This is a genomic window from Acinetobacter tandoii DSM 14970 = CIP 107469 (genome assembly GCF_000400735.1).
GTDB classification, from domain to species: Bacteria; Pseudomonadota; Gammaproteobacteria; order Pseudomonadales; family Moraxellaceae; genus Acinetobacter; species Acinetobacter tandoii.
This window is the reverse complement of record NZ_KE007375.1, coordinates 1-25,396: the sequence shown is the minus strand read 5'-3', so window position 1 is coordinate 25,396 and position 25,396 is coordinate 1. Positions and strand designations below refer to the sequence as shown.

At 34.8% G+C, this 25,396-nt stretch carries 17 protein-coding genes and 2 pseudogenes; 18 read left to right on the top strand and 1 reads right to left on the bottom strand.

Annotation, left to right across the window (positions count from 1 at the left end; all coding sequences use genetic code 11):
* The 17 genes and pseudogenes from I593_RS18035 to I593_RS17955 all read left to right on the top strand — a co-directional run bounded on the left by I593_RS18035 (position 1) and on the right by I593_RS17955 (position 24,350).
* Complete coding sequence (locus I593_RS18035; RefSeq protein WP_016165308.1) at positions 1-957, top strand: cell division protein ZipA C-terminal FtsZ-binding domain-containing protein; 957 nt, start codon at positions 1-3, stop codon at positions 955-957.
* Positions 958-1,046: 89 nt separating this feature from the next.
* Positions 1,047-2,069, top strand: a pseudogene (ligA, locus tag I593_RS18030) (NAD-dependent DNA ligase LigA); the annotation flags it as partial.
* A 74-nt stretch (positions 2,070-2,143) separates the two neighbouring features.
* On the top strand, positions 2,144-4,081 hold the full coding sequence (locus I593_RS18025) for a BRCT domain-containing protein (RefSeq protein WP_016165306.1): 1,938 nt from the start codon (positions 2,144-2,146) through the stop codon (positions 4,079-4,081).
* A 472-nt stretch (positions 4,082-4,553) separates the two neighbouring features.
* On the top strand, positions 4,554-5,444 hold the full coding sequence (locus I593_RS18020) for a hypothetical protein (RefSeq protein ID WP_016165305.1): 891 nt from the start codon (positions 4,554-4,556) through the stop codon (positions 5,442-5,444).
* A 115-nt stretch (positions 5,445-5,559) separates the two neighbouring features.
* Positions 5,560-7,041 carry a type I restriction-modification system subunit M gene (locus tag I593_RS18015; RefSeq protein WP_016165304.1) on the top strand — a complete coding sequence of 494 codons (1,482 nt, stop codon included), beginning with the start codon at positions 5,560-5,562 and terminating at the stop codon, positions 7,039-7,041.
* Positions 7,038-8,189, top strand: a complete 1,152-nt coding sequence (locus I593_RS18010) for a restriction endonuclease subunit S (protein WP_016165303.1) — start codon at positions 7,038-7,040, stop codon at positions 8,187-8,189. Before I593_RS18015 ends, I593_RS18010 begins: the two co-directional genes overlap by 4 nt.
* 84 nt (positions 8,190-8,273) lie before the next feature.
* Positions 8,274-9,419, top strand: coding sequence for an ImmA/IrrE family metallo-endopeptidase (locus I593_RS18005; protein ID WP_016165302.1), 1,146 nt, complete (start codon positions 8,274-8,276; stop codon positions 9,417-9,419).
* Positions 9,420-9,965 (top strand): DUF4411 family protein, encoded by a 546-nt coding sequence (locus I593_RS18000; RefSeq protein ID WP_016165301.1) that lies wholly within the window; start codon positions 9,420-9,422, stop codon positions 9,963-9,965.
* Between the two features lie 100 nt (positions 9,966-10,065).
* Positions 10,066-11,280 (top strand): annotated as a pseudogene (locus I593_RS17995) (DUF4145 domain-containing protein); the annotation flags it as partial.
* Positions 11,281-11,352: 72 nt separating this feature from the next.
* On the top strand, positions 11,353-12,594 hold the full coding sequence (locus I593_RS17990) for a tyrosine-type recombinase/integrase (RefSeq protein WP_016165299.1): 1,242 nt from the start codon (positions 11,353-11,355) through the stop codon (positions 12,592-12,594).
* Positions 12,595-12,596: 2 nt separating this feature from the next.
* On the top strand, positions 12,597-14,276 hold the full coding sequence (locus I593_RS17985) for a hypothetical protein (protein WP_016165298.1): 1,680 nt from the start codon (positions 12,597-12,599) through the stop codon (positions 14,274-14,276).
* Positions 14,237-16,195, top strand: a complete 1,959-nt coding sequence (locus I593_RS17980) for a site-specific integrase (RefSeq protein ID WP_154661473.1) — start codon at positions 14,237-14,239, stop codon at positions 16,193-16,195. The genes I593_RS17985 and I593_RS17980 overlap by 40 nt, the downstream gene beginning before the upstream one ends.
* The gene (locus I593_RS17975) at positions 16,173-16,565 is read left to right on the top strand and encodes a hypothetical protein (protein ID WP_016165296.1); all 393 of its coding nucleotides are present in this window, start codon (positions 16,173-16,175) and stop codon (positions 16,563-16,565) included. The genes I593_RS17980 and I593_RS17975 overlap by 23 nt, the downstream gene beginning before the upstream one ends.
* 284 nt (positions 16,566-16,849) lie before the next feature.
* Positions 16,850-18,433, top strand: coding sequence for a type I restriction-modification system subunit M (locus tag I593_RS17970; RefSeq protein ID WP_016165295.1), 1,584 nt, complete (start codon positions 16,850-16,852; stop codon positions 18,431-18,433).
* Positions 18,417-19,577, top strand: a complete 1,161-nt coding sequence (locus tag I593_RS17965) for a restriction endonuclease subunit S (protein WP_016165294.1) — start codon at positions 18,417-18,419, stop codon at positions 19,575-19,577. Before I593_RS17970 ends, I593_RS17965 begins: the two co-directional genes overlap by 17 nt.
* An 8-nt stretch (positions 19,578-19,585) precedes the next feature.
* Positions 19,586-22,735 carry a type I restriction endonuclease subunit R gene (locus I593_RS17960; protein ID WP_016165293.1) on the top strand — a complete coding sequence of 1,050 codons (3,150 nt, stop codon included), beginning with the start codon at positions 19,586-19,588 and terminating at the stop codon, positions 22,733-22,735.
* Positions 22,736-22,760: 25 nt separating this feature from the next.
* On the top strand, positions 22,761-24,350 hold the full coding sequence (locus I593_RS17955; protein WP_016165292.1) for an SIR2 family protein: 1,590 nt from the start codon (positions 22,761-22,763) through the stop codon (positions 24,348-24,350).
* Between the two features lie 22 nt (positions 24,351-24,372).
* Here I593_RS17955 and I593_RS17950 read toward each other — a convergent pair whose 3' ends face one another.
* Positions 24,373-24,855 (bottom strand): hypothetical protein, encoded by a 483-nt coding sequence (locus I593_RS17950; protein ID WP_016165291.1) that lies wholly within the window; start codon positions 24,853-24,855, stop codon positions 24,373-24,375.
* A gap of 80 nt (positions 24,856-24,935) precedes the next feature.
* On the opposite strand from I593_RS17950, the gene I593_RS17945 reads away from it, so the two are divergent.
* On the top strand, positions 24,936-25,169 hold the full coding sequence (locus I593_RS17945) for a helix-turn-helix domain-containing protein (protein ID WP_016165290.1): 234 nt from the start codon (positions 24,936-24,938) through the stop codon (positions 25,167-25,169).
* Positions 25,170-25,396 lie beyond the last annotated feature (227 nt).

The following is a 25,396-nucleotide window of genomic DNA, read 5'->3' as shown; positions in this document are numbered from 1 at the left end:
ATGGAAGTCACAACAATAGTCGGTATTGTTATTGCCGTTATCATTATTTTAGTTGGTTTACTCATGCTGTTTAAAAAACCTGCGAGTGCAACGCCTTCACTCGATAGTGAATTGCAGGTGAATTCAGATAGTCAGCTTCCAATTATTCCGCGTCATGTACGCGACCAATTGCAGACTTCGACTGAAACAGCAGAACGAGTTGAGCCAACGCTGAATGATGGTGATGTGGTTGCAGAGAGCACTGAAAAGCATGACCCTAACGTTGCCACGGAAAAACAACAAGCTACAGAGATAGCAGTCAATACAGATGCTGAAGCGACAACTGAAGCAACACAAACAAAGACTGAGGTTGAGGCAAAGACAACAGTCAAAGTAGAAGAAACTGCACCAGTAGCGGATGCAGAAGAAAGCTTACATTTAAATGCACATCATATTGAAAAAGCAGAAATTGTTGAATTCAATGAAGAAAGCAGTATTTTAGATGAGCACTTACACGAACAACAACGTGTCGATGAAGAAAGTGTTTTACAAACGGCAGAAGAATTTATTGTTTTCAACATTTATCCAGAACGCCGTGTATTGACGGGTGACAAGACTTTAAAAGTATTACTTAAATACGGTCTTCGTTATGGTGAAATGGCATGTTTCCATCGTTATGATGAAGAACATGAAAAGCTTTCATTTTCTGTTTTACAGATTACCGAAGAAGGGCCTGCTGGCTTTGACTTAGAAACTCTGGCCAATGAACAAGTCAAAGGTCTAGCCTTTTTCTTGGCTTTACCACACAACGATGTTCAGAATGCATTTGACACCATGGTGAGTATTTCTAACCTGATTGCACGTGAAATTGATGGCACAATTTACGACCAGAATCAACAGGAAATGACGGCTCAATCGCGTGAATTCTGGCGTCATCAAGCAATTGACTATCGTTCAGGTCAACAGGCAACGGTATAATATCAAATTGAAAATGAGAGTCTGACTTTTATAATAGGCAGACAAGATTGTTAAAGGGCGGAGAAACCGCCCTTTTTTATGGTGAAACTATGACTCAGCAAAACACTGTTGTCGCACAAATGCGTCAACTGATTCAGATTCTGGCACAGCACAATCATGCCTACTATGTGATGGATCAGCCCACCATTGCCGACAGTGAGTATGACCAGTTATTTCACCAACTGAAGGCATTAGAACAACAATATCCAGAATGGGTTCAGGCTGATACCCCGACCAATAAAGTGGGTGGTAAGCCATTGGCAAAATTTGAATCGGTGACCCATGCTGTGCCGATGCTGTCCTTAGGCAACGTGTTTAATCAAGAAGAACTGTTTGCTTTCGCACGACGCATTGAAGAACGTTTACCGAATCAGAAGATTGAATACGATGTCGAATTGAAGTTCGATGGTTTGGCAATTTCATTGTGGTATGAAAATGGGGTGCTCGTTCGTGGCGTAACTCGTGGAGATGGTGAAACGGGTGAAGATATTACCCAGAATGTTAAAACCATCCGTAACTTACCGAAAGTTTTAACGCATGCCTCTGGTGTAGTTCCAACTTTACTGGAAGTCCGTGGCGAAGTACTCATGCCAAAGTCTGGTTTTGAAAGGTTAAATGCCGAAAATGAAGCCAAAGGTGAAAAGACTTTTGCCAATCCACGTAATGCCGCTGCGGGCAGTTTAAGACAGCTTGACCCAGCAATTGCCGCTGCACGCCCACTGGCATTTTATGCCTATGGTATTGCACAGTGTGAACCGAATCATGGCTTAGCCACCATGTCTGCAAGTCTGGACTGGTTAACAGAGTTTGGCTTTGCCGTCGGTGAGCGTCATTTCATTTGCGACAGCATTCAAGCAGTACAGCAAGCCTATGAAAAAATTAATCAGGAACGTCCAGATTTAAGCGTTGAAATTGACGGGATGGTGGTTAAGGTCAATGATTTAAGACAGCAACAGCAATTGGGCTTTTTAAGTCGAGAACCCCGTTGGGCAACGGCTTATAAATTTCCTGCGGTGGCTGCGCTTACAACAGTTGAAAATATTGACTGGCAAGTGGGAAGAACTGGAACTTTAGGTGTCACCATGAACTTAAGTGTTTCAAGTAGAACTCAATTAGATTTTCAAATGGCAGTATAAGGGTAGCAGTAATGTCTAAATATAAATTTAACGACAATCAAATCGCCATTATTGAAAAGCTAGGGCTTAATTCAGATTTAGACGATGTAGAAAAGTTATTTTCTTCTAATGAGCACAGTTTGGAAGAGTTGGAAACATTGCTTAAAGTTGCGAATGCTCTTTACAGATCCGGTTATCCGATTATTGAGGATGAGAAGTATGATGAATATCTTAGCTACTTGAAAATTTATGATCCCGAGAACCCATTCTTATTAAATATAGAGCCTGAAGTTTTCATCGATAGCAAGACTGTCCCACTTCCAAAGAAAATGCTTTCTACTGATAAAGCATATTCTTTTGAAGAAATTAAAAAATGGACAGAAAGAATTACTAAAGCAGCGTCAGAAATTGGATTTGATCAAAATTTAATTGAGATTAAAGTTACACCCAAACTTGATGGTTATGCTGCTTATGATGATGGCAGAATTCTCTACACCCGAGGTGATGGGATAAGAGGTCAAGATATTACTCGTGCATTTGAACGAGGACTCAAGGTAGCCGAAAATGCAGAAAGAGGTTTAGGTCCTGGCGAAATCGTAATCAAGAAAAGTTACTTTAATGAAGTGTTGAGTGAAAAGTTTGAAAACTCACGTAATATCCAAGCAGCAATTATTGCTGAAAAGAAAGTTGATGAAGATGTTCAAAAGGCAATTAATGAAGGTGCCTGTGTCTTCTACCCTTTTTCACAATTAGATAAATGGACGGGAAGTATTGAAGAGTTATTGTCAAAATTTGATAGTATTCTTGAAAGTATGTGGAACTCAGTTGATTTTGATATTGATGGATTAGTCTTAGAATCAACAAATGAGTCGATTAAAGAGCATATGGGCTCTACGAGAAAATTTCATAGGTGGCAAATCGCTTTTAAAGTGAATGAAGAATCGGCTGAAGTTGAAGTATTAAAAGTTGTTCATCAGACTTCAAGGACTGGTCGAGTTTCACCAGTAGCTGAATTGGTTCCGACAAAACTTAGTGGGGCTACTTTAAGCAGGGCAACCGTTCATCACTATAATATGGTGAAGACAAATGGGGTTGGTCCTGGCGCAATCATTAAGCTAGTCAGAAGTGGCTTAGTTATTCCAAAAATTGAAGAAGTTATCAAACGAGCAGAGCCAGAATTACCTGAAAATTGTCCTAGTTGTGGTGCTCACCTTATTTGGGAAGGCGATCATTTAATATGCCCGAATAAGTCAGACTGTCCTGCCCAAACCGAGAATACACTGATTCATTTTTTTAAAACATTGGGTAACGTAGATGGATTTGGGCCAAAGGTTATTGAAAAAATAACTAATCAAGGTATTAAGCACATCCATGAAATCTATCAGATTCCTATGCATCAATTTGTAGAGTTTGGATTTGGAGATAAAACGTCACAGAATCTTGTCGATCAACTCCTAGCAAGTAGACAGATTGAAATTGAGGATTGGAGGTTTCTTGCAGCTTTTGGAGTTACCCGATTAGCTGGTGGAAATTGTGAGAAATTACTTCAGCATCATGCCTTAGTTCAGGTTTTCGAAATATCAGTTGAGGATATGGTTAAAATAGATGGATTTGCGCAACTAAGCGCTGAAGCTATTGTCGAAGGTTTAGCAAACGTTAGAGAAGAGTTTTTTAAAGTATATAGTCTCGGTTTCAACTTAAGTGTTACACCCAAGGAATCTGATAGAGAAAGTTCAGATTCGCCTATAGCTGGAGCGGTCGTTGTATTTACTGGCTCGATGCAACAAGGTTCCCGTGACGATATGGAAAAGAATGCAAAAGCACTTGGAGCAAAAGTGGCTAAATCAGTTACTGGTAAAACTACCTATCTGGTAACTGGCGACAAGGTTGGTGAAACTAAGATTAATGCAGCTCGAGATAAAGGAGTTAAGGTATTAACTGAACAGGAATATCTTAACTTAATTGGGTAACTGTAAATATTTAGTTGCACTAGCTTGGCCTATGCTGATAGTTATCCAGTTTTTCTGGTGCTAGCGTCAGATTTGGTTTGCGCTAATACAGATAATTTATTTAATACCAATACACGAGCAAGAATGTCATTCACTTGACTTTGAAAGTGCTGGGCATTGAGCTGATATATAAAGACCCATGTTCACTCATGGGTCTTTATACTTTTTGCTATAAAAAAGAATAATTTGAATTAATCCATATTTTTTGCTACTTGATGCCTAATTTCACTGCAATTTTATGGCTTCCTCTTCGTCCTGGAATTTTATTAGTTTTAAAAATCCTATAATGAAAAGAATTAAGTCTAGTTTATTCTGTTTTTCATAGAAATAGCACTTAAGCGTCATCAAGTGACGCACTTTAATGTACATCTTTCACGGCTATGCATATAGTATTTGAATATACTTAAGCACTGATCTAACGAGATTGAAAAACATGAATAATAAATTTAAGGGTGATCTTGATTTTTTTGAATTAGAAGATGTTAGTCATCGGCTTGAAGTAATTGAGCTCATTCTTAGAGATGATGAAATACCTTTTTCAATGAAATGGGCTTATGGTGCTGGAAATTCTGATATATGGTTATTTGAAGGTACTGCTAAAAAGAATGGCAATAATTATATCGCTGAAAATATTATCGGTAAAAAATTTAAAGGTTCAATTGGTAATGATGATGGTAATGACATCGTTTTTACTAAAGTGATATATGATCAAGAGTTTTTCGAGCTAGAAATCGAAGGCACCATTCTTTATAAAGCACAAAAGTTTGACTTTGAAGGTGTCTTGGAAAGTGTAGATGATACTAGGGAAAAACAGCATAAACCTAATACTAAACTTAAAGATACTAAAGAATTTCCAAAGCCCAAGAAACGGAATTGGAATACTCATAGGAAAGGATTATTTTTTATTAAAACTGAAATTGAAGAGTTGCCGATTAATTTTAAGTCTTACATTCAAGCGAATAGAACTTTTATCTTAGAAATAGAAAAATATGAAAAAATTTTAAAGGGTCTAAACTTTTCTAAAAATTTATTTGAATGGATAAATGAGTGTAGATATCAAATTAGTCAATTTGAATGGGATATTCAGCGAGTGATTGATAGTGATTATAATATAGAAACATTCTACGATCACAAAACATTTATGGCTCAGTGTCTTGAAGAAATTTTAGATCGTGCTCCAAATAGTATTCCATTCAGAATAGATAATTTGTCTGAAGAGCAACAAGATCAAATAGCGGAAGTAGATGAGTATTTTTATAACGTACATGAAAAGCTTAAAAAGAATGGATATTCAGTTTATGAGGCTTGGATTGATGCCGTATAAACTTATTGATTAATCTCTCGAATACGACGGAAACTGTCGCACATTTCTGTTGTTTTGTGGATTTTCTTTTTGTTTTCAAACACAATACTCTCAAAGAAATTTGAGAGTCATCTAAGTGATTACAGGCGAAATTAAAAGCAAAATTGACCAGATTTGGAATGCATTTTGGAGTGGTGGTATCTCAAACCCTCTAGAGGTCATGGAGCAGATGACCTATTTGCTGTTTATTCGCCGACTCGATGAAATTCAGATCACTAAAGAGAAGAAAGCCAATCGTTTAAAGAAAAACGTTGAGCATCCTATTTTTACCCCTGAGCAAGATCATTTACGCTGGTCAAAGTTCATTACTCTGGGTGATGCTGCAACGCTATATAGCACCGTTGCTAATGAAGTCTTTCCATTCATTAAGAACTTAGGTGCAGAAGATGACACAACCTATAGTCATCACATGAGGGATGCACGTTTTACCATTCCTACGCCTGCACTGTTAACCAAAGTGGTTGATCTGTTAGCTGAAGTCCCAATGGATGACAAAGATACCAAGGGTGATATTTACGAATATATGCTCGGTAAAATTGCGTCAGCAGGTCAAAATGGTCAGTTTCGTACCCCACGCCATATTATCAAGATGATTGTGGAACTGATGCAACCGAAGCCAACCGATACCATTTGTGACCCTGCATGTGGTACAGCAGGCTTTCTTGTTGCTGCAAGTGAATATTTAAATGAACACCACAGCACCGAGATTTTTGCCAATCCTGAAGCAGCGAAACGTTTTAATGAAGAAACCTTCTTTGGTTATGACTTTGACAGCACCATGCTTCGTATTGGTTCTATGAACATGATGCTACACGGTGTAGAAAACCCAAGTATTGAAAACCGTGACTCATTAAGTGAAGCTCATTCACATATTGAAAGTAAGTACAGTCTGATTCTTGCCAATCCACCATTTGCAGGCAGTTTGGACAATGAAAGCTGTGCCAAGAATATTCAGGCAGTGGTTAAAACTAAAAAGACTGAATTGTTGTTTTTAGCTTTGTTCTTACGTTTGCTGAAAACAGGCGGTCGCGCTGCGGTGATTGTGCCTGATGGTGTTTTATTTGGTTCGTCTAAAGCGCATAAAGATTTGCGTCAAAAGATTGTCGAAGAGCAAAAGCTTGAAGCGATTATCTCCATGCCATCAGGTGTGTTTAAGCCTTATGCAGGGGTGTCCACTGCTATCATCATTTTCACCAAAACTATGTCGGGCGGTACGGACAAAGTTTGGTTCTATGATATGCAGGCAGATGGATATTCGCTTGATGATAAGCGTAATGAACTCGATGCATCTAAGCATGAAAATAACAATATTCCTGACATTATTACTCGTTTTAAAAACTTGGAAGCGGAAAGCACTCGTAAAGCCACAGAACAAAGCTTTATGGTGGATAAAGCCGATATTGCTGCCAATGGTTATGATTTGTCGATTAACCGTTATAAGGAAGTGGTGTATGAACAAGTGCAATATGAAGCTCCAAGTAAAATTTTGGCGGATTTAGAATTACTTGAGCAGGATATTCTGAAAGGAATGAATGAGCTTAAGGAGTTGCTTAAGTGAAATCAGTACGTTTCGGTGATTTATGCAAGTTACAGAATGGTAGAGCGTTCAAACCTGAAGAATGGTCTGAAGAAGGTACGCCCATTGTTCGTATTCAAAATTTAAATGATCAAACTAAATCATTCAATTATTGTAATTTTGATGTAGACAAGCGTTTTTGGATTGACTCTGGTGATTTATTATTTTCATGGTCAGGGACACCAGGAACTTCTTTTGGCGCATTCTTTTGGAATCGCGGAAAGGGATTTTTAAATCAACATATCTTCCGTGTAGATGTAAAAGAAGAGCTTGTTGATAAACATTATTTAAGGTATGCGCTTAACTCTTTAATTGTACAAATTATTGATCAAGCTCATGGTGGTGTTGGTTTAAAGCATATTACTAAAGGTAAGTTAGAAGAAGTTCAAATTCCACTCCCACCACTTACAGAACAACGCCGAATTGCCTCTATTTTAGATAAAGCGGACGAGTTACGCCAAAAACGTCAGCAAGCGATTGAAAAGTTAGATCAACTTTTGCAAGCAACGTTTATTGATATGTTTGGCGATCCTGTAAGTAATCCTAAAGGGTGGGATATTGGATGTATTGGCGATATGTTGGAGTCAGTGAAATATGGTTCATCTGACAAAGCAACTTTAGAAGGTGAGATTCCAATTCTTCGAATGAATAACTTAACTTATTCAGGTGAAATGAATTTAACTGACCTCAAATATATAACTAAAGTCCAAGCTGATGAAAAATACCTTGTAAAAGAAGGTGATATTTTATTCAATCGAACCAACAGTAAAGAGTTAGTTGGTAAAACGGCTGTATATGTTGGCCCTGAACCAATGGCTTATGCTGGCTACTTAGTAAGAGGTAGAACGAAGGGAAGTTTTGCATCCGAATACATCTCTGCTTTTTTAAACTCTCCTTGGGGTAAAGAGAAATTGCAAAGTATGTGTAAAAGCATTGTTGGAATGGCAAATATTAATGCCAAAGAATTTCAATCAATCATTTTACCAATTCCTCCTGAAAATGAACAAATGCATTTCAAAACAAGAGTATTAGCTATCCGAGAAAAGAAGCAATTACTTGCTAATCAATTAAATGTATTTGAAAGTTTATTTAAATCACTACAAAACCAAGCATTTAACGGTAATTTATAAATGGAGCTATTGCTGATACAACAAAGCAAATGCATCGGTCATCTTTTTTGATTACAATGACTCTATGAAAACATGAGTAAAAAGATGACTGATTTTGTCCAACATTCGCCCGTAGCAATTCAACGCTATATGCAACAGATAGGAAATCTATCTGCGAATGAACTCGTCAAAAAATCAGGACTTACGATAGAAAAAGTTTATACATTACTCAATGACGCTACCCCTATTCTCAAGCTCAGTGAGTTGGAACAGATCGCTAAAGTACTTTTTGTTCCGAGTGTATATCTGACCAATGATGAATTGGAATACTTACCTGATATTCCAGCAATTGTTGATCATCGTAATATGGAAGATGTGTTTAACAGTTCTTATGCTTATCAAGCTGTTCTTCGAGAAGCCATTAAAGCAAGAAATGACTATCTTTATGTCTTGGAAACTATGGGAGAAGAGCCACTCGATTTTAATTTAATGCTTTCAGGTAATGATGCCGTTGAAGATGCAAAAATTATTTCTGACTATTTTGATCTGAACCACCAAAAACGTGCAGTAAAACATAATGACTATTATTCTGCTTGGCGCAGTATTTTTGAAGCTAAAGATATTTTAGTCATTGAAAAATCAAGCAAAGAACCTTTCGGTTCAGATGGTTTTTGTTTGTGGTTTGATGTCGTTCCTGTGATAGTTGTTTTGAGTACAGGACAAGCCGCTGAAAGACGTTTGTTCACCATCATGCATGAATTAGTTCACTTGGGACTACGACAAAGTGTGTTCGATGGAAAAATAAATGCAATCAATACCAATAATCAAATGGAACGCTATTGTGACACTGTTGCGGGTCATGTTATTGCACCATTTGAATTATTAGAAAGTTGTTATCAGTCTGATATGACTGTAGAAGAATTGGTGTTAAAAGTTCGTTCTAAAGCAAAAGCGAGCCGACCAGCTATTGCAATTCAATTAAAACTAGCGGGATATATTTCTGATCAACAACTCAGAGATTATTTAAGACAACTTGACCAAATTAAAATTGCTAAAAATAAATCAGGTGAGGCAAAAATCCCTGCTTCAACTCGAATTATTAGCCATTTTGGTCGATATTTTGTACAAACTGTGATTGCTGCAATGTCGCACAATACAATTTCAGCAAGTACAGCAAAAGATATTTTAGGAATTAAGCCAACATATAAACCAACTACATTACAAGATGTGCAAAGACAGGTGTATATGTAGATGATTTATTTAAGCTTAGACACAAACGCTCTACTAGACATTTGCTTTCGAGTATATCCAGAACAAACTTTCCCAAAACTTTGGGAAATGTTAGATGATCTTACATTGACAACAACAATTAAGTTTTGTGCTTGTTCTTCAATATTAGAAGAAACTCGATCAAAATGTGCTTTCTTTGCGTATGATGAAAGTATCTTAGATAGTTTTCTCACTCGTTTTAGAGTGATCATTATTGATCGAGATGAAGTCGGAAGTCGTATCCTCAATATTCGAACAAAATTATTGGCATATCCATTTGCCGCTGGATCAGCTCATGCAACTAAAGATGAACCTGATGTGGATTTGATTGCAACAGCTCAAAAATATAATACCAGTGGTTTTGTTATTACTGGTGAAATTGGATTTATCGGGGCAGATTGGGATACTTTTAATGCTAGAGCAAGAAGAAAGGAACAAATCAAGATTCCAGATATTTGTGCATTAATCGGTGTCCAGTCAAGCTCATGGTTACAATTATTTCAAAGGTATAATTTTACCTTAGATTAAATTTTAATGGTTAAAATCTTATTGAAATTATTTGAATTTTTAAGATATATTGAAAAATTAAAAACAAGATTTTGAAATTAAAAAGTACAATGGGGTTAAGATGAGCAACTTTCAGTTTTTAGAACCTGAATTTAAAAGCTTGGCAGCGACTGCCAAAGAAGCTGAAAAGCTTGTGTATATCTCCCCACAATTTGCCCTAGCAGCAGCAAGAACATCGCTTGAAAACCTTGTGCTATGGCTCTATCAATATGATAAAAAACTGACACAACCTTATGATGCATCACTACATAACTTACTTAATGATCTAAAATTTAAAGACCTAATTCCGCCCTATATTTGGGACAAAATGGATAATATCCGCATGGTCGGCAACAGTGCCGTACATGGGAAAAAGTTCAAACAGCTTACCACTGAAGAAACTGTAAAACACATTCAGCATCTTTTTTTGATGTATGTCTGGTTTGAGCGTAACTACGGTTCACCCTCAAAAGATCGTTCTCAGTCGATTTTATTCAATCCCAAACTCATTCCAAATACGAACAACATTCAGCAAATCACTGCCAACAAAGAACAACTGCAAAAAGAAACTGAAGCCAAAGAGAAAGAATTTGCAGAACAGCATAAAGCTCTACGTGAGCGAGAACAGAAACTTTTCGAACTTTCTGCAAGTTTAGAAGAGCGGGAAAAGCTGCTTGCTGATATTGATGCTGAACTTGCTCAAAAGCGTGCGGATGTTGAACAAGCCAAGCTTGCCAACAGCAAAGTTCAAGACCATACTGATTATAAAGAAGACGAAACCCGTAAGCTTAAGATTGACCTCCTACTTGAAGAAGCAGGCTGGGAAATTGGCACATCAGTACGCGAAGAAGTCCCTGTGGCAGGAATGCCAAGTGCATCAGGTAAAGGCGCTGTTGATTATGTTCTTTACGACAGTAATGGCTTGCCTTTGGCAGTGGTGGAAGCAAAACGTACTTCTACAGATCCAGATGTTGGACAACAACAAGCCAAACTCTATGCAGATTGCTTAGAGAAACAAACAGGACAACGCCCTGTTATTTTCTATACCAATGGCTACAAAACCCGAATCTGGAACGATGTCCAAGGTGGTCCACCACGTTTGGTTCATGGTTTCTACACGCAAGCAGAACTGAAACGCCTGATTGAAAGACGTAAGAACAACCCTGACTTGGGTGGTTTCCCAATTAATGCTGAAATTGTCGAGCGTTATTACCAAACTCGTGCCATTAAAGCCATGCTCGCAGCCTACCAACGTAAAGAACGTGCAGGCCTACTCATCATGGCAACAGGTAAGGGTTACATTTCTTCATTGACATTTAAGTATTACTTTAATAAAGTATGGACATGATGATTGAATAGATAAATTATTATGTCTAGGATCGAAAATGTTAAAATCAAACCTCAAAATATAATTGTCAAAGATAATCAAGTTATCTTCAAAGAATCTACTAATCTTGAATCCCAAAATCTTCCACAAATCTATTGGTCTAATAATAAAGCTTGGGATGTTGCCAATTTATATGCCTATGACTTAATGGTTAATGAACGAGTCCAGCTAAAAACAATCCAAACAGATATGCAACATCTCAATGCTTATGCTTCTTGGTTGGAGACCGAAGACAATTTGACATGGTGGCATTTCCCAAACAAAAAAAGTGAAAGATGTGTATTTGTGTTTAAAGGATATTTAATTAAACAAAGAAATAACCAACAGCTAGCACCATCCACAGCCACCCATAGAATGCGTGCCGTAATTAAATTCTACCGTTGGATTCAGCGTAATAACTTAATAAATAAAGATATTGAACTTTGGAAAAATAAGTTTAAGAAAATCACTGTAATTAACAAGTTTGGATTTGAGCACTCATTCGATGTTCTTACAACAGATTTAGCTATTCCACTAAGAGCAAATAGTTCAAATATAGATTTAGAGGATGGTGTATCACCAATTAATCCCAAACATGTTCCAAAAATTTTAGAATACGCTAAAACACATGCACCAATCGAAATTTACTTAATGCTTAAACTTGGTTTTTTCACGGGTATGCGTATTGGAAGTATTACAGACCTCAAGTTGGCTACTATTGAGAATTATTCTTATCTTGATGATATGTCCATGGCAACTATAAGAATTGGTTTAGATGCTATTCCACCAGTACAAACCAAGTTTTCAAAAAGTGGCAACATAATTATTCCAACTGAGTTGGTTAATGAGCTTCTTGAATATGCTTATGATGTAAGACGTTTAAAAAGAATAAAAAAAGTGGAAAATTCTGTGAATTTATTTTTAACCTCAAGGGGGAATAAGTATTTAGGTAACGAAGGAAAGTCAATCAATGTCGCAATTCATAGACTAAGAAAATCTGCTTTAGAAAATGGAGTTTATGAATTTAAGGATTTTTATTTTCATCGAACTCGAGCAACTTTTGCAACAGTCTTAATGCAATATTGCTTAGAGAAAATGGATGTGACTAGTGCAGTTCAGTTAGTAAGGGATTGCTGTCTACACAAAGATGAAAAAACGACTTTGAAATATGTAAAGTTCATAGAGCAAAACAAACAACTTGCAAAAATATCTAATGAATATACAAAGGCATTTTTGGGGTTGTGAAAATGGAATCTCTTTCATTTTGTCTGAACAAGCTTTCTTATGGCTCACACTCAAATGAGTGGAACTTATCTGTATTTCTTTATAAAGGTGCAGCATTAGAAAATAGAAGAACTGTCTTGAATTCTATAAAAGCCAATAAGTACGGTGAAATATTAAGTGAAAGGATTGAGTTTGTATCCAACTTATTTGAATATTTTGACTATAGAATAACAATTGGTATATCTCAAAGAACGATTATTTCTGAATTAGAGAAACTGTCATTATTCGTAAGGTGGTGCGAGTATAAAAACAAGTATATTTCAAAAGAGCATATTGCTGAATGTTTTATTGATTGGGTTAATCATGGGATATTAGCAGTTCAACAAAATAATCAAGATGAGTACAGTGCTTATAAGAAATATACAGTAGTTGCAAATATTCTTGTAAGCTCACAGAATTTAGAGAAATATCCTAAAACAAAAACTTTACTTTTGAGAACAAATTTAACCGAAAGACCTCAAAAAAAAGAAGTTGAACTAGTTAGTGAGCATGATGCTTTTGCCTTTGGTAAATTGTTAAAGGCTTTAGTTGATCAATTAACTATCGAAGCGGTCAGAGGTGAATTACCATTATTAATAAAACTACCAAATGATAAAAATGCTTATTTAAAAGGTAATTTAATGGAGGTTAATATTAATTATGAAAAAATTAAAGATAAAAGATTAGCTTTAGAGCGTAGACGTGCGTTATCTGAAAATGAATCGTTACTAGATAAATATAGAAGAAGCAATCTAATAAATATTCGTATTGAAGCAGAGTTGATAATTTTTATCAGTCAAACCAATATGAATTTATCACAAGCTCTTGATTTAAAGATAACTAATTTTAGATGGATGATTAAGGATGACGAATATCATGTTTTTACAGTCTATAAAAATCGCAAACAAGGCGAGGCAACATTCAGGTGTCACAAAGCCTATAGAGATATTTTTCTAAGATATTTACAGTGGGTGAAAGACGTTGGCTTTTGTGATGATAGCAGCCTCTTTCCTTTTATGGCTAGGGAAAAACTTATAGCAAAAGAAACTAAGCGTAAATTACATGTAGTTAGAAATTTTTGCAAAGATATAGATTTTAAATATGTATCTTCCACACAATTGCGTAAGTTTAAAGCAAATTGGCTATTTGAAAATGGAGATGACGCTTCAAATGTTATTCAATTGATGTCTCATCAAGAAGGTACTTTTAGGAAAAATTATCAGAAAGTAAAAAAAGTAAATGCTCTAAAAGAATTAAGTAGTTTCAATAGCCAAAATCTCAAACAATTAGCTATCGGATTGTGCTCAAATAATTGTGAAAATCCACAAAGTATTGAGACTGAAAGTAACATTGCTCAACCTGACTGTGTGAATCCTGAAGGTTGTTTATTCTGTGTCTATCACAAAGATGTCATTAGTTATGATTATTGTTTTAAATTAATATCTCATATTCATTTAAAACGTCTTGAAATGACATTAAATCCATCTCTTGAAAACCATCCAGCAAAACTTCTTATTGAACGTATCAACGAAAAAATTGATAGATTGAAATCTTTAAGTAAAACACAAGAAAAATGGATAGTAAAAGCTCAAATGGAAGTTCAATCGGGAGAATATCATCCTGATTGGATGGATTACATCTTACTTTTACAAGAGATGGTGTAGAGATGTTTTTAAAATCAATAAATATTATTTCTGACATTATTACACCTGCTATGCCAAATTATACTTTGGATAATTGGTTACCTCTTGATAATACTCCTATAACTTGCGATAAAGAAGGTAATGTAATTTCTGTTTTTTCTGATGATATTTGGGATTTTACACCTTACTGTATAAAACCAATGAAATTTAACTTTGGTAGCAACCAGACTAAGGGATATATTATTGATAAAGATAATATTCAGTTGTTTAAAATCATAGTTGCATATTGGCTGTGGGGTGCAAGCCCAAAGGTCAGTGCTATTACAATAGTAAACCGTTGCACCATCTTAAAACCTCTGTTCTATGTCTGTTCAAAACATAATATTCTAATTTCTGAATTGAGAAACCATGAGGAAATTTATGAGGAAATTGCTGCACAATACAAAGGAAAAAGACGAGCTATAGGGCTACAGGAACTCGTTTCTCTTAGTAAGGATATTGGTTTTACCATACTAGATGAAGACTCACTTAGAAAGTTTTCAAAATATCTTGTTGTGAATGATTCAAATCAGACTCCTTATATTCCACCTCGTATATGGGCGTATCAATTAGAAAGATTGGAAAATTGTATTGATGATTTTCTCTCTATTAGTGATGGTGTGGTTTCTGTATTTAATTGCTTTGTAGATAACCATAATAAAACTAGAAATTTTATTAATGAGAAATTTAATAAATATAATGTCACAGGAATGCTTCAAAAATGGACTGACTTCGATTCTAATACGGCTAAAGCCCCCAATCTTTCAAAATATCTTAGTATGGTAAGTTTTGTAAGTATCGCATATATCGTTAATTTTTCACTAATGAGAATTTCGGAAGCTTACTTATTGAGGTATGGTTGCTTTTCCAAAACAATCATAGATGGACAAGAAATTTGTCTCATTCACGGAATTACATCCAAAACTGAAAAAGGTGAGGCTAGTTGGGTGGTATCACCATCAGTTGAAAAAGCTGTAAGAGCCTTAGAAATTATTTGTGAGCTAAGATTTTCTTGTGCTAAAGAGTTATTTGGAATCCTGCAAGATATCAATGACTATAAACCTTATCTACATAGTCCAGTATTTGAACCTTGGGGTAGCGGTAGAGGGAAAAATGAGCGATTAGAGCAAATTAGATCAACCATTGGTTATGCTAATCAAATCGGTACATTTGATAAAATTTTTGAGCAAGAGGAATTCCAAATAACGCAGGCTGATTTCAATATAGCATGTAAAATGACCCCTAACTTAGATATAGAAATATATCAAGTTGGTAAAGTATGGCACTTTGCATGGCATCAGTTAAGAAGAACAGGTGCTGTAAATATGCTAGCATCAGGTCTTATCACTGAGCAGAGTTTGCAGTATCAACTTAAGCATGCTAATACGATTATGAGCTTATATTATGCCAACAACTACTATAAATTAAAGTTCAAGTTGGACGATGCAGTTGGTCAGATATACTTGGAAGAATGGCATCAAAATAATGTCCGAAAAAATATGGAATTGGATAGTCCAAAATTCATCTCTCCACATGGACATAAGAGAAAGGCTCAGATAATTTCTGCTATTAGCGAAAAAGATCACACTCAACTTCTAAGAATGTCTGAACAAGGCAATCTAAATTATCGAGAAACTTTTTTAGGTGGATGTACAAAAACAGGTGCACCATGCCCTTATGGTGGGATATCGAATATTGTGCAATGTATGGGTGGTTCTAATTCCTTGGCTTGTGATGCCGTTCTTCTTGATAAGAAAAAAGTTAATACTATGCTTAAACTTGAACAGTCGTATCTTGAGAAGATTAAGAAACTGGAAAAAGAATCAATCTCGACAGTCTTTCAGACTGAACAATTAGCATCAATTCGGAAAGCAATTTATGTCATTCAATCAAATGAGTAAAGCAGAACTTCAGTTTTATGAAGCATTTATTAGGCTTAAAACTAATAAACCTAATATATTGCCAAAAGGATCAAAAGTTTCACAAAACAATGTTGCTAAGGAAGCAGGTGTTGACCCTTCAGCTCTTAGAAAATCGAGATATCCTAGTCTTGTTAATGAAATTCAAGAATGGATAGATCAAAATCCACAAAACACTAATTTTTCTGCTAAAAAAAAGGAAAATTCAGCTACTAATGATCAAGTTCCTGTATTAAAAAACCGAATTGAAATTTTAACTCAAGAAAGAGATGAGGCTGTATCTAAGCTACTAGAAGCACAATTAACGATTATTGAGTTATCACTACAATTAGAGAAAATTGTAGATAATTGATTTCTAATATATCTAGTAATTTCATGTGCTTAGTATTAATGAGTGACTTGAAAAAATGCTGAATCTAGAGAAACATCCTCTTGCTATTTTGAAGTCATATCAAGCTAATCCTTTATGAGAAGTAATATAGGATGAAAGTGAGGCTTTAAAGCTTAAAGATCATTTTGAATCCAAATGGAAAGATTGATTAGAAACTGTTGAATTGGCAACAAATACACTGTGGTTAATTTTATTTTTATTAGTAATTTGCTTTAATTGAAACACAAATTTCAGGAATATATTCTGTGGCTAAGAAACCTACCAAATCCAAAGTAAAAAGTTTTGAAGAATCGTTATGGGATAGTGCCAATAAACTACGTGGTAGTGTTGAGCCCTCTGAGTATAAGCATATTGTTTTATCTCTAATTTTCTTGAAATTTGTGAGTGATACTTTTGAAGCTCAACGTACAAAGATTGCCGAAAAGCATGGTGCAAATGCTGAGAAATTCCTAGAGATTGAAGCTTTTTATCATCAAGATAATGTCTTTTATCTAACGGAAGAGTCTCGTTGGAGCTATCTCATTGCAAATGCTAAGCAAGAAGATATTGCTCTGAAGATTGATACAGCCCTGCATAACATTGAGAAGAAAAATAAAGCACTTCAAGGCGCACTGCCTGATAACTACTTCTCTCGTATTGATCTAGAGGTGAGTAAGCTTGCTGCATTACTTGATGAGATCAATAACATTCAAACAATCTCCAACCAACATGAAGATGTCGTTGGTCGTGTATATGAATATTTCTTAGGAAACTTTGCTTTAGCAGAAGGTAAAGGTAAAGGAGAGTTCTATACACCTAAAAGTATCGTTAAGCTGATTGCATCTATGATTGAACCATACAAAGGTCGTGTTTATGACCCTGCTTGTGGTTCAGGTGGTATGTTTGTTCAATCTCTTAAATTCGTAGAAAACCATAAAGGTAATAGAAAAGATATTTCTATCTTTGGTCAAGAACAAACTACTGCTACTTATAAGCTTGCTAAGATGAACTTGGCGATTCGTGGCATTAGTGCTGATCTTGGTGCAGCGGCTCGCGATACATTTGCAAAGGATCAACATCCTGATCAAAAATTTGACTTCATTATGGCAAACCCTCCTTTTAACCAAAAGGATTGGCGTGGAGCAGATGAGTTAACTAAAGACCCTCGTTGGGATGGCTATGAAGTTCCTCCTACAGGGAATGCCAACTATGGTTGGATTCTCCACATGGTATCTAAACTTTCTCAAAATGGTGTTGCAGGCTTCATTCTTGCCAATGGTGCATTATCTGGTGATGGCACAGAGAAAGAGATTCGTAAAAAGCTGATTGAAAATAAATTGGTAGAAGCGATTGCTGTATTACCAATGCGAATGTTCTACACAACAGATATTAGTGTTTCTTTATGGATATTGAATCGTAATAAAAAAGAACGCTCTGTGCCTCATGGTGACCTAACTCGTGAATACCGTGATCGTGAAGATGAAGTACTCTTTATGGATTTACGAAAAATTGGTGAATCGTTCGAGAAGAAATTTATTCAATTCTCAGATGAGCATATTGAACAAATTTCAGAAACTTTCCATACGTGGCAACAAAAATTATTTGAGGTTGAATACCAAGATATTCCCGAATATTGCTATTCAGCATCACTTCAAGAGATTGCATCTAAAGATTATTCACTTGTACCAAGTAAATATATCGAATTCGTTAACCGTGATGAAAATATTGATTTTGATGAAAAAATGTTAGCTCTTAGATCAGATTTTGCTGAGCTTTTAAAAGCTGAAGAAAAGTCAAAACAAGATTTGTTGAACGTATTTAAAGAGCTGGGCTATGAAATCAAATTATAAAAAAATTGGTGATTATGTTCGTCAGGTTAGTAATCGCAATACAGACTTAAAAGTTATGAATCTAAAAGGCATTAATATTGAGAAAGAATTTATGCCTTCGGTAGCTAATATTAACGGCACTGATTTATCGAAATATAAAGTTGTCAAAAAAGGACAATTTGCATTTAATCCAATGCATGTGGGGCGTGATAAAATGCTTCCAATTGGATTATGGAAAGAAGAAGAACCTATTATAGTTTCTCCTGCTTACATAGTTTTTGAAATAATAGATCATAATCATTTAGATCTTAACTATTTGATGATGTGGTGTAGCAGAGAGGAATTTGATAGAAACTGTTGGTTCACTACAGATAGTAGTGTTCGAGGTGGATTCAGTTGGGATAGTTTTTGTGATTTAAATTTCCCATATATTCCTCTTGAAAAACAAAAAGAAATTTATCATGAATATTTTGTTGTGAGCAATAGGATTTCATTATTAGAAAGAATTTTAAGCACAGTTGAACAAACTTCTTATCATTTATACAGAGAATGGTTTGTTAATTTTAATTTTCCAATGAATTTCATTGACTCTAATCTAGATTCTAAAGGTTATAAGCATTCAAAAGGACAATTTATTTGGGATGATGATTTAGAAAGTGAAATTCCTTTTGATTGGAGTAGTGGTACTTTAGAAGATATTTATAGTTTTCAATATGGTAAAGGTAATAATAATCCAAGTAATGGAGGAATTTATCCAGTTTATGGTAGTAATGGAATTATTGGCTACTATGATCAATTTAATAATCAGGATGCCCCAGTGATCGGTCACATTGGCTCTTGTGGTTCTCTTGTATATGCTTTTGGAAAACATTATGTGACGTATAATGGTGTCATGTGTAATATAAATGAAAATTATGGAAAAATTTTTGGATATCTGACACTGAAGAGTAAAGATCTTAAATCGCAGACTCGAGGTAGTACTCAGCCTTTTTTAAGCTATGACATGCTTTATGAGATAAAAACAGTTTTACCTCCTAAAAATATTGAAAGCAAGGCATCTTTTTATTTTGACCGTATCTATAGGCACATAAATATTTTAAATAATCAAATTAATTCTTTGAATAAGATTAAAGATTTAATTTTACTAAATCTTAGTAAAATATAGGGGGGGACATGAGTTTTACAGAAAATAAACTAGAGCTAGTTATTACGAATCTTTTAAAGTTAAGAAATATAGATCATTTAAATTTTGTTAACTCTTCTAAATCTCGTGAAGATGTGTTTTTTTATGATGATTTCGAACAGTTTATTAGAAATGTTTATAAAAATGATTCTTTAACCCCTCAAGAAGTAAAAAATATAACTATAAGATTAACTAAACTGCCTGCTTCTGATATTTATGAAACAAATAAAATAATATTAGATTTAGTAAGTAATGGTTTTTTATTAAAAAGAGAAGATCGTTCTAAAAAAGATTTATATATTCGATTGATAGACTATGAAAACATCGAAAATAATAGTTTTAAGTTTATTACTCAAATGGAAGTTCAAGGTAACGAACTAAGAATTCCTGACGGTATTCTTTATATCAATGGTATACCTTTAATTGTCTTTGAGTTTAAAAGTGCTATTCGTGAAGATGCAACAATTTATGATGCTTATCAACAGTTAACTGTACGTTATGCACGTGATATCCCAGAGCTCATGAAATACAACGCCTTATGTGTAATCAGTGATGGGGTAAATACAAAGATGGGATCTTTATTTGCGTCTTATGAGTTTTTCTATACATGGCGCAAAGTTATAGGTGATGAAACCCTTGAAAAGAATGGTATTGACTCCTTGCATACCATGATCGAAGGCTTATTTGAACCTAAACGATTAATAGATGTCATTCGTAACTTTATTTATTTCCCTGATACAACTAAGCGAGACGATAAGATCGTTTGTCGTTATCCTCAGTATTATGCTGCGAATAAGTTATTTGAAAATATTAAGACACATCGAAAGCCGTTAGGTGATGGTAAAGGTGGTACTTATTTTGGCGCAACTGGATGCGGTAAAAGCTTCACAATGCTTTTTCTATCACGCTTGATTATGAAAAGTGTAGAGTTTGAAAGCCCAACTATTGTGGTTATTACAGATCGTACAGATTTAGATGATCAGCTTTCAGCTCAATTCACCAATGCAAAAGGCTTTATTGGTGATGAAACAATTCTAAGCGTTGAAAGCAGACAGCATCTCAGAGAGTTACTTCAAGGTCGCAAAAGTGGTGGTGTGTTCTTAACAACTATTCATAAATTTACCGAAGATATTGAGCTATTGACTGAACGCACAAATGTCATCTGTATCTCAGATGAAGCTCACCGCAGTCAAGTCAATCTAGATCAAAAAATCCGTGTAACTGAAGATGGTGTTAAGAAGACATACGGATTTGCCAAGTACTTGCATGATTCTTTGCCTAACGCAACCTATGTTGGTTTTACAGGTACGCCTATTGATGCGACTTTAGACGTATTTGGTGATGTAATTGATTCTTATACGATGAGTGAATCAGTACAAGATGAGATTACAGTAAGACTTGTATATGAAGGTCGGGCTGCGAAAGTATTGCTAGACAATAAAAAACTTCAAGAAATTGAAGGCTATTATAAAAAGTGTCAAGAAAATGATGGTGCTTCAACTTATGCCGTTGAAGAAAGTAAGAAAGCTATGGCAAATATGCGGTTAATTTTGGGTAATCCAGATCGAATTAAAGCTATTGCTGAAGACTTTGTAAACCATTATGAAACCCGCGTGAGTGAAGGCTCTACAATCATGGGTAAAGCAATGTTTGTTTGTGCATCACGACAAATTGCTTTTAATCTGTATCAAGAAATCATTGCGCTTCGACCTGAATGGGCTGAAGTCAAAGAAGCTGCCGATGGTATCGCTTTAACTGAACAAGAAAGAAAAGAAATCAAGCCAAATGCGAAAATCAAGCTAATTGCTACAAGACATAAAGATGATGAGAAAGCACTTTATGATCTGTGTGGTACTAAAGATGATCGCAAAGAACATGACCGACAATTTAAAAATCCGAAGTCAAACTTCAAAATTGCGATTGTTGTCGATATGTGGCTGACAGGCTTTGACGTTCCTTTCCTAGACACCATTTATATTGATAAACCGATTCAACAACATAACTTAATTCAAACGATTTCTCGTGTGAATCGAAAATTTGAAAGTAAAGAGAAAGGCTTGGTAGTCGATTACATTGGTATTAAAAACCAAATGAAATTGGCTTTAGCTCATTACAATAAATCTGATGCAAAAAACTTTGAAGATGTTGAGCAATCCATCATTGTTGTCAAAGATCATCTAGAATTATTGAAGGATCTATTTAATAAATTTGATACCTCCCCTTATTTCTCAGGAGAGCCTTTAAAACAGCTTCAGTGCTTAAATAAGGCATCAGAGCATGTTCAGCTTACCAAAGAGCTAGAACATCGTTTTATGCAGCTTGTGAAGCGTTTAAAGGCAGCGTATGACGTTTGCAATGGCTCAGAAAAGATTAGTCAGGATGAACGAGATCTCATTCACTTCTATTTAGCTGTACGTTCTATCGTCTTTAAGTTAACGAGGGGTGATGCTCCTGATACTGCTCAAATGAATCTTCAAGTACAGAAAATGATTGCTGATGCATTAGAGGCTAACGGAGTGGACGATATTCTCAAGATTGGTGAAGATGAATCTACTGAGGTCGATATTTTTGGAGATGATTACTTAGCTAAGCTAGAAAAAATTAAGCTCCCAAACACCAAGATTAAACTGCTGCAAAAATTATTAGCTAAAGCTATTGGTAAATTCAAACAGGTAAACAGAACTAAATCTATTGATTTCTCTAAACGCTTCAAAGCTTTGGTTGATAGCTATAACGAACGTAAAGAAGACAGTATTTTGGTCAGTGGCGTTCTTGAAGACTTTTCAAATGAAATCATGAATCTACTTCAAGATTTAAAGCAAGAAATGGGTTCATTTGCCGATCTTGGGATTGGCATTGAAGAGAAAGCATTCTATGACATTCTTCAATCTTTGGCGGTGAAATATGACTTCACTTACCCTGAAAATCAGCTATTAGATTTAGCTAAAGCGGTTAAAGCAGTAGTAGATGATAAATCTAGCTACCCTGACTGGAGTGATCGAGAAGATATTCGAGCTGAACTAAAAGTCGATCTGATTGTATTGCTTGCTGAATATGGCTATCCACCGATTGATCATGATGAAGTGTATAAAGAAATCTTCGAACAAGCGGAAAATTTTAAAAAGTATGCCAGTCTTTAATTAATAAACAATATAGGGTAAGGATATGACACAAGAATTAGATATAGAAAAAGAACTGGCTGAAATACTGAGTGAATCAATTTCTGCCCCATTTTTGTTTATTGGTTCAGGCTTTTCTAGGCGATATCTAGATCTTCCAGATTGGAAGGGCTTATTAACTAAATTTTCCACTTCAATGCCATTTGATAGCTATTTGGGGACATCAGGTAATGACTATCCAAGTGCAGCTTTAGCATTAGCAGGAGATTTTGCTGCTGAATGGTGGAAATCAAATAAAGATAAACCTGAAATCTACCAATCTAAAAATTGGATTCATGCTATCGAAACACCTCTCAAATATGAAATTAGTCAATATTTGAACAATGTCGAAATTGAATCAAAAATTAGCGATAATCCTGAGTTAAAAGAATTGTTAAGCTCAGAAGTAGTCATTGATGGAATTATCACAACAAATTGGGATAGGTTGCTTGAAACTATTTTTCCAAAATTAAATGTATATGTGGGTCAATCAGACTTATTTTTCAGAAATCCTCAATCTATTGGTGAAATTTTTAAAATACATGGGTGTTGTAGTAATTTTTCAAGCTTAGTACTGACAAAAAATGATTATGAAAATTTTAATAGTAAAAATGCATATTTAGCAGCAAAGCTACTATCTATATTCTTAGAAAATCCTGTCATATTTATAGGTTATTCTATTACTGATACCAATATTACTGACTTGTTAGGTTTAATTGCAGACATGATGGAATCTCAGGAGCAATTAGAAAGATTGGCAAAGAATCTGATTTTTGTTACTAGACCTGATGATGAAAAAGACCAATTAGAATCTGTACTAATGACGGTTGGTTCAAAAAAATTATATTTCACCCATATTCGGACTCATGACTATTCTAAAATTTATAAAGCTCTACAACATTCAGAAAGGAAAATTCCAGTTCACTTATTACGTGCTTTAAAAGAGCAAATTTACAATATTGTAAAGACTACTGAAGATGCGGACAGACGTATTGCCGTAAAAGATTTCGATGAAGCAACTGCTGAAAATTCAGAACTAGAATTCGTAGTCGGTGTTGGGGTTGCTCAAAATGAATCAGGTGAACGCATTGGATTAAATGGTGTGAATAGTTGGGATATCCTAAAAGATATTATCTTAGATCATTTACCTTTTAGCGATTCTGATATTTTAACTCAAGTGCTTCCAGAACTTTCTAAGCAGAATAGAACTTATTTGCCTGTCCAAAAATACAGCAAGGCAAATCCAATATACAAAACACAGACGAATATTCAATCAACGCTGAAAGAACTTTTAGGCTTTGACATTGAGCACTATAAAAAGAAAATACCAACATCTGTAACAAGACAGTTTGATAAAGCATGGACATTTGAAGAAATAATAGCCTTGGAAAAAGTCGGTGAATCTGAATGCTCCTTAAATAAGAGAATCGACTTTTTGGCACTATGGCTAATCAATAATCCAACTCAACAGAATTGTTATTTATTAAAACAAAGCTACCTTTCTACTGAATTCGATAATTTAAAGTCTAAAGGAGATGCTTCTACTTTTAGACGATTGATATGTATTTTAGATCAAATTGAGAACAAAATTTTATGATTTTGATACTCTATTAGAACCTTTAACAGGCTTCTAATAGAGTTTTAATTGCTTTAATTTCACATTCCAAAAGTGACATTTGTTTTTGTTTTTTAATGATAAATTTCATAATAATCTCTGAGAGTATTGGGAACTTATCAAGATACAACTCGTAAATATGTAATTCGTTACGAAGGTGATCAATACTTTTCAAAACTTTATCATATTCGACTAGCAACTTGCTTTTAACGTGATCTGAGTCATTTGATTCTCTAAAATTTAGTAATTCGGAGCGGGTGTAGTTAGAGGAATATTTATATGTACAAGTAGATGTATCAGCTAATATTAAATCTACGGAAACAAGCTCCCTAATAAATTGATAAATTTTTGCATAATATCTTTTTGAGCTAAATTCAGGGTAAAAAAAGATAAAGAGTCCTCTTAAGTCTTTGAACTCATAACCTGAAAATGTTCTATCTGACAAAAAATCAAACAAACAGTTTTTTAGCTGATGATTTGTAGACATATAGATATACCGATTAAACAATTGAACAAGGAAATATCCTATTTTGGGATATTTTCATTAATAGTACAACATCTTGAGCTATGAGCTCAATACATGACCCTCGATACAAAAATTTGATCAAAGAATTAATCAAAATACGTGAGTTGAAAAATATAACTCAGGTAGAACTTGCTACATCTTTAAAAAAGCCACAGTCATACATAGCTAAAGTTGAAAACTTGGACAGACGAATTGATGTATTAGAACTACATGATTGGTTATCGGCGTTAGATAAACCGATTAGTGAATTTTTAGCATCTTATTTTGAGATTTGAAATTTTTAAGTGTAATTAGTGGACTACCCATAATTATTAGGTAGCTGATAAAGGTAACTGGTATATATCAACCTAATCTATTCTGAAGAAAATTTCAGAATAATTCATGGACATTATCGGCAAAGATGTCCATGAATTATTTAACGTGATATGGACATTGCTTATTTAATAAATTTTTTGAAAAAACAAACTATTAAAAAATGTCCATACATTCTATGTAATCCTTA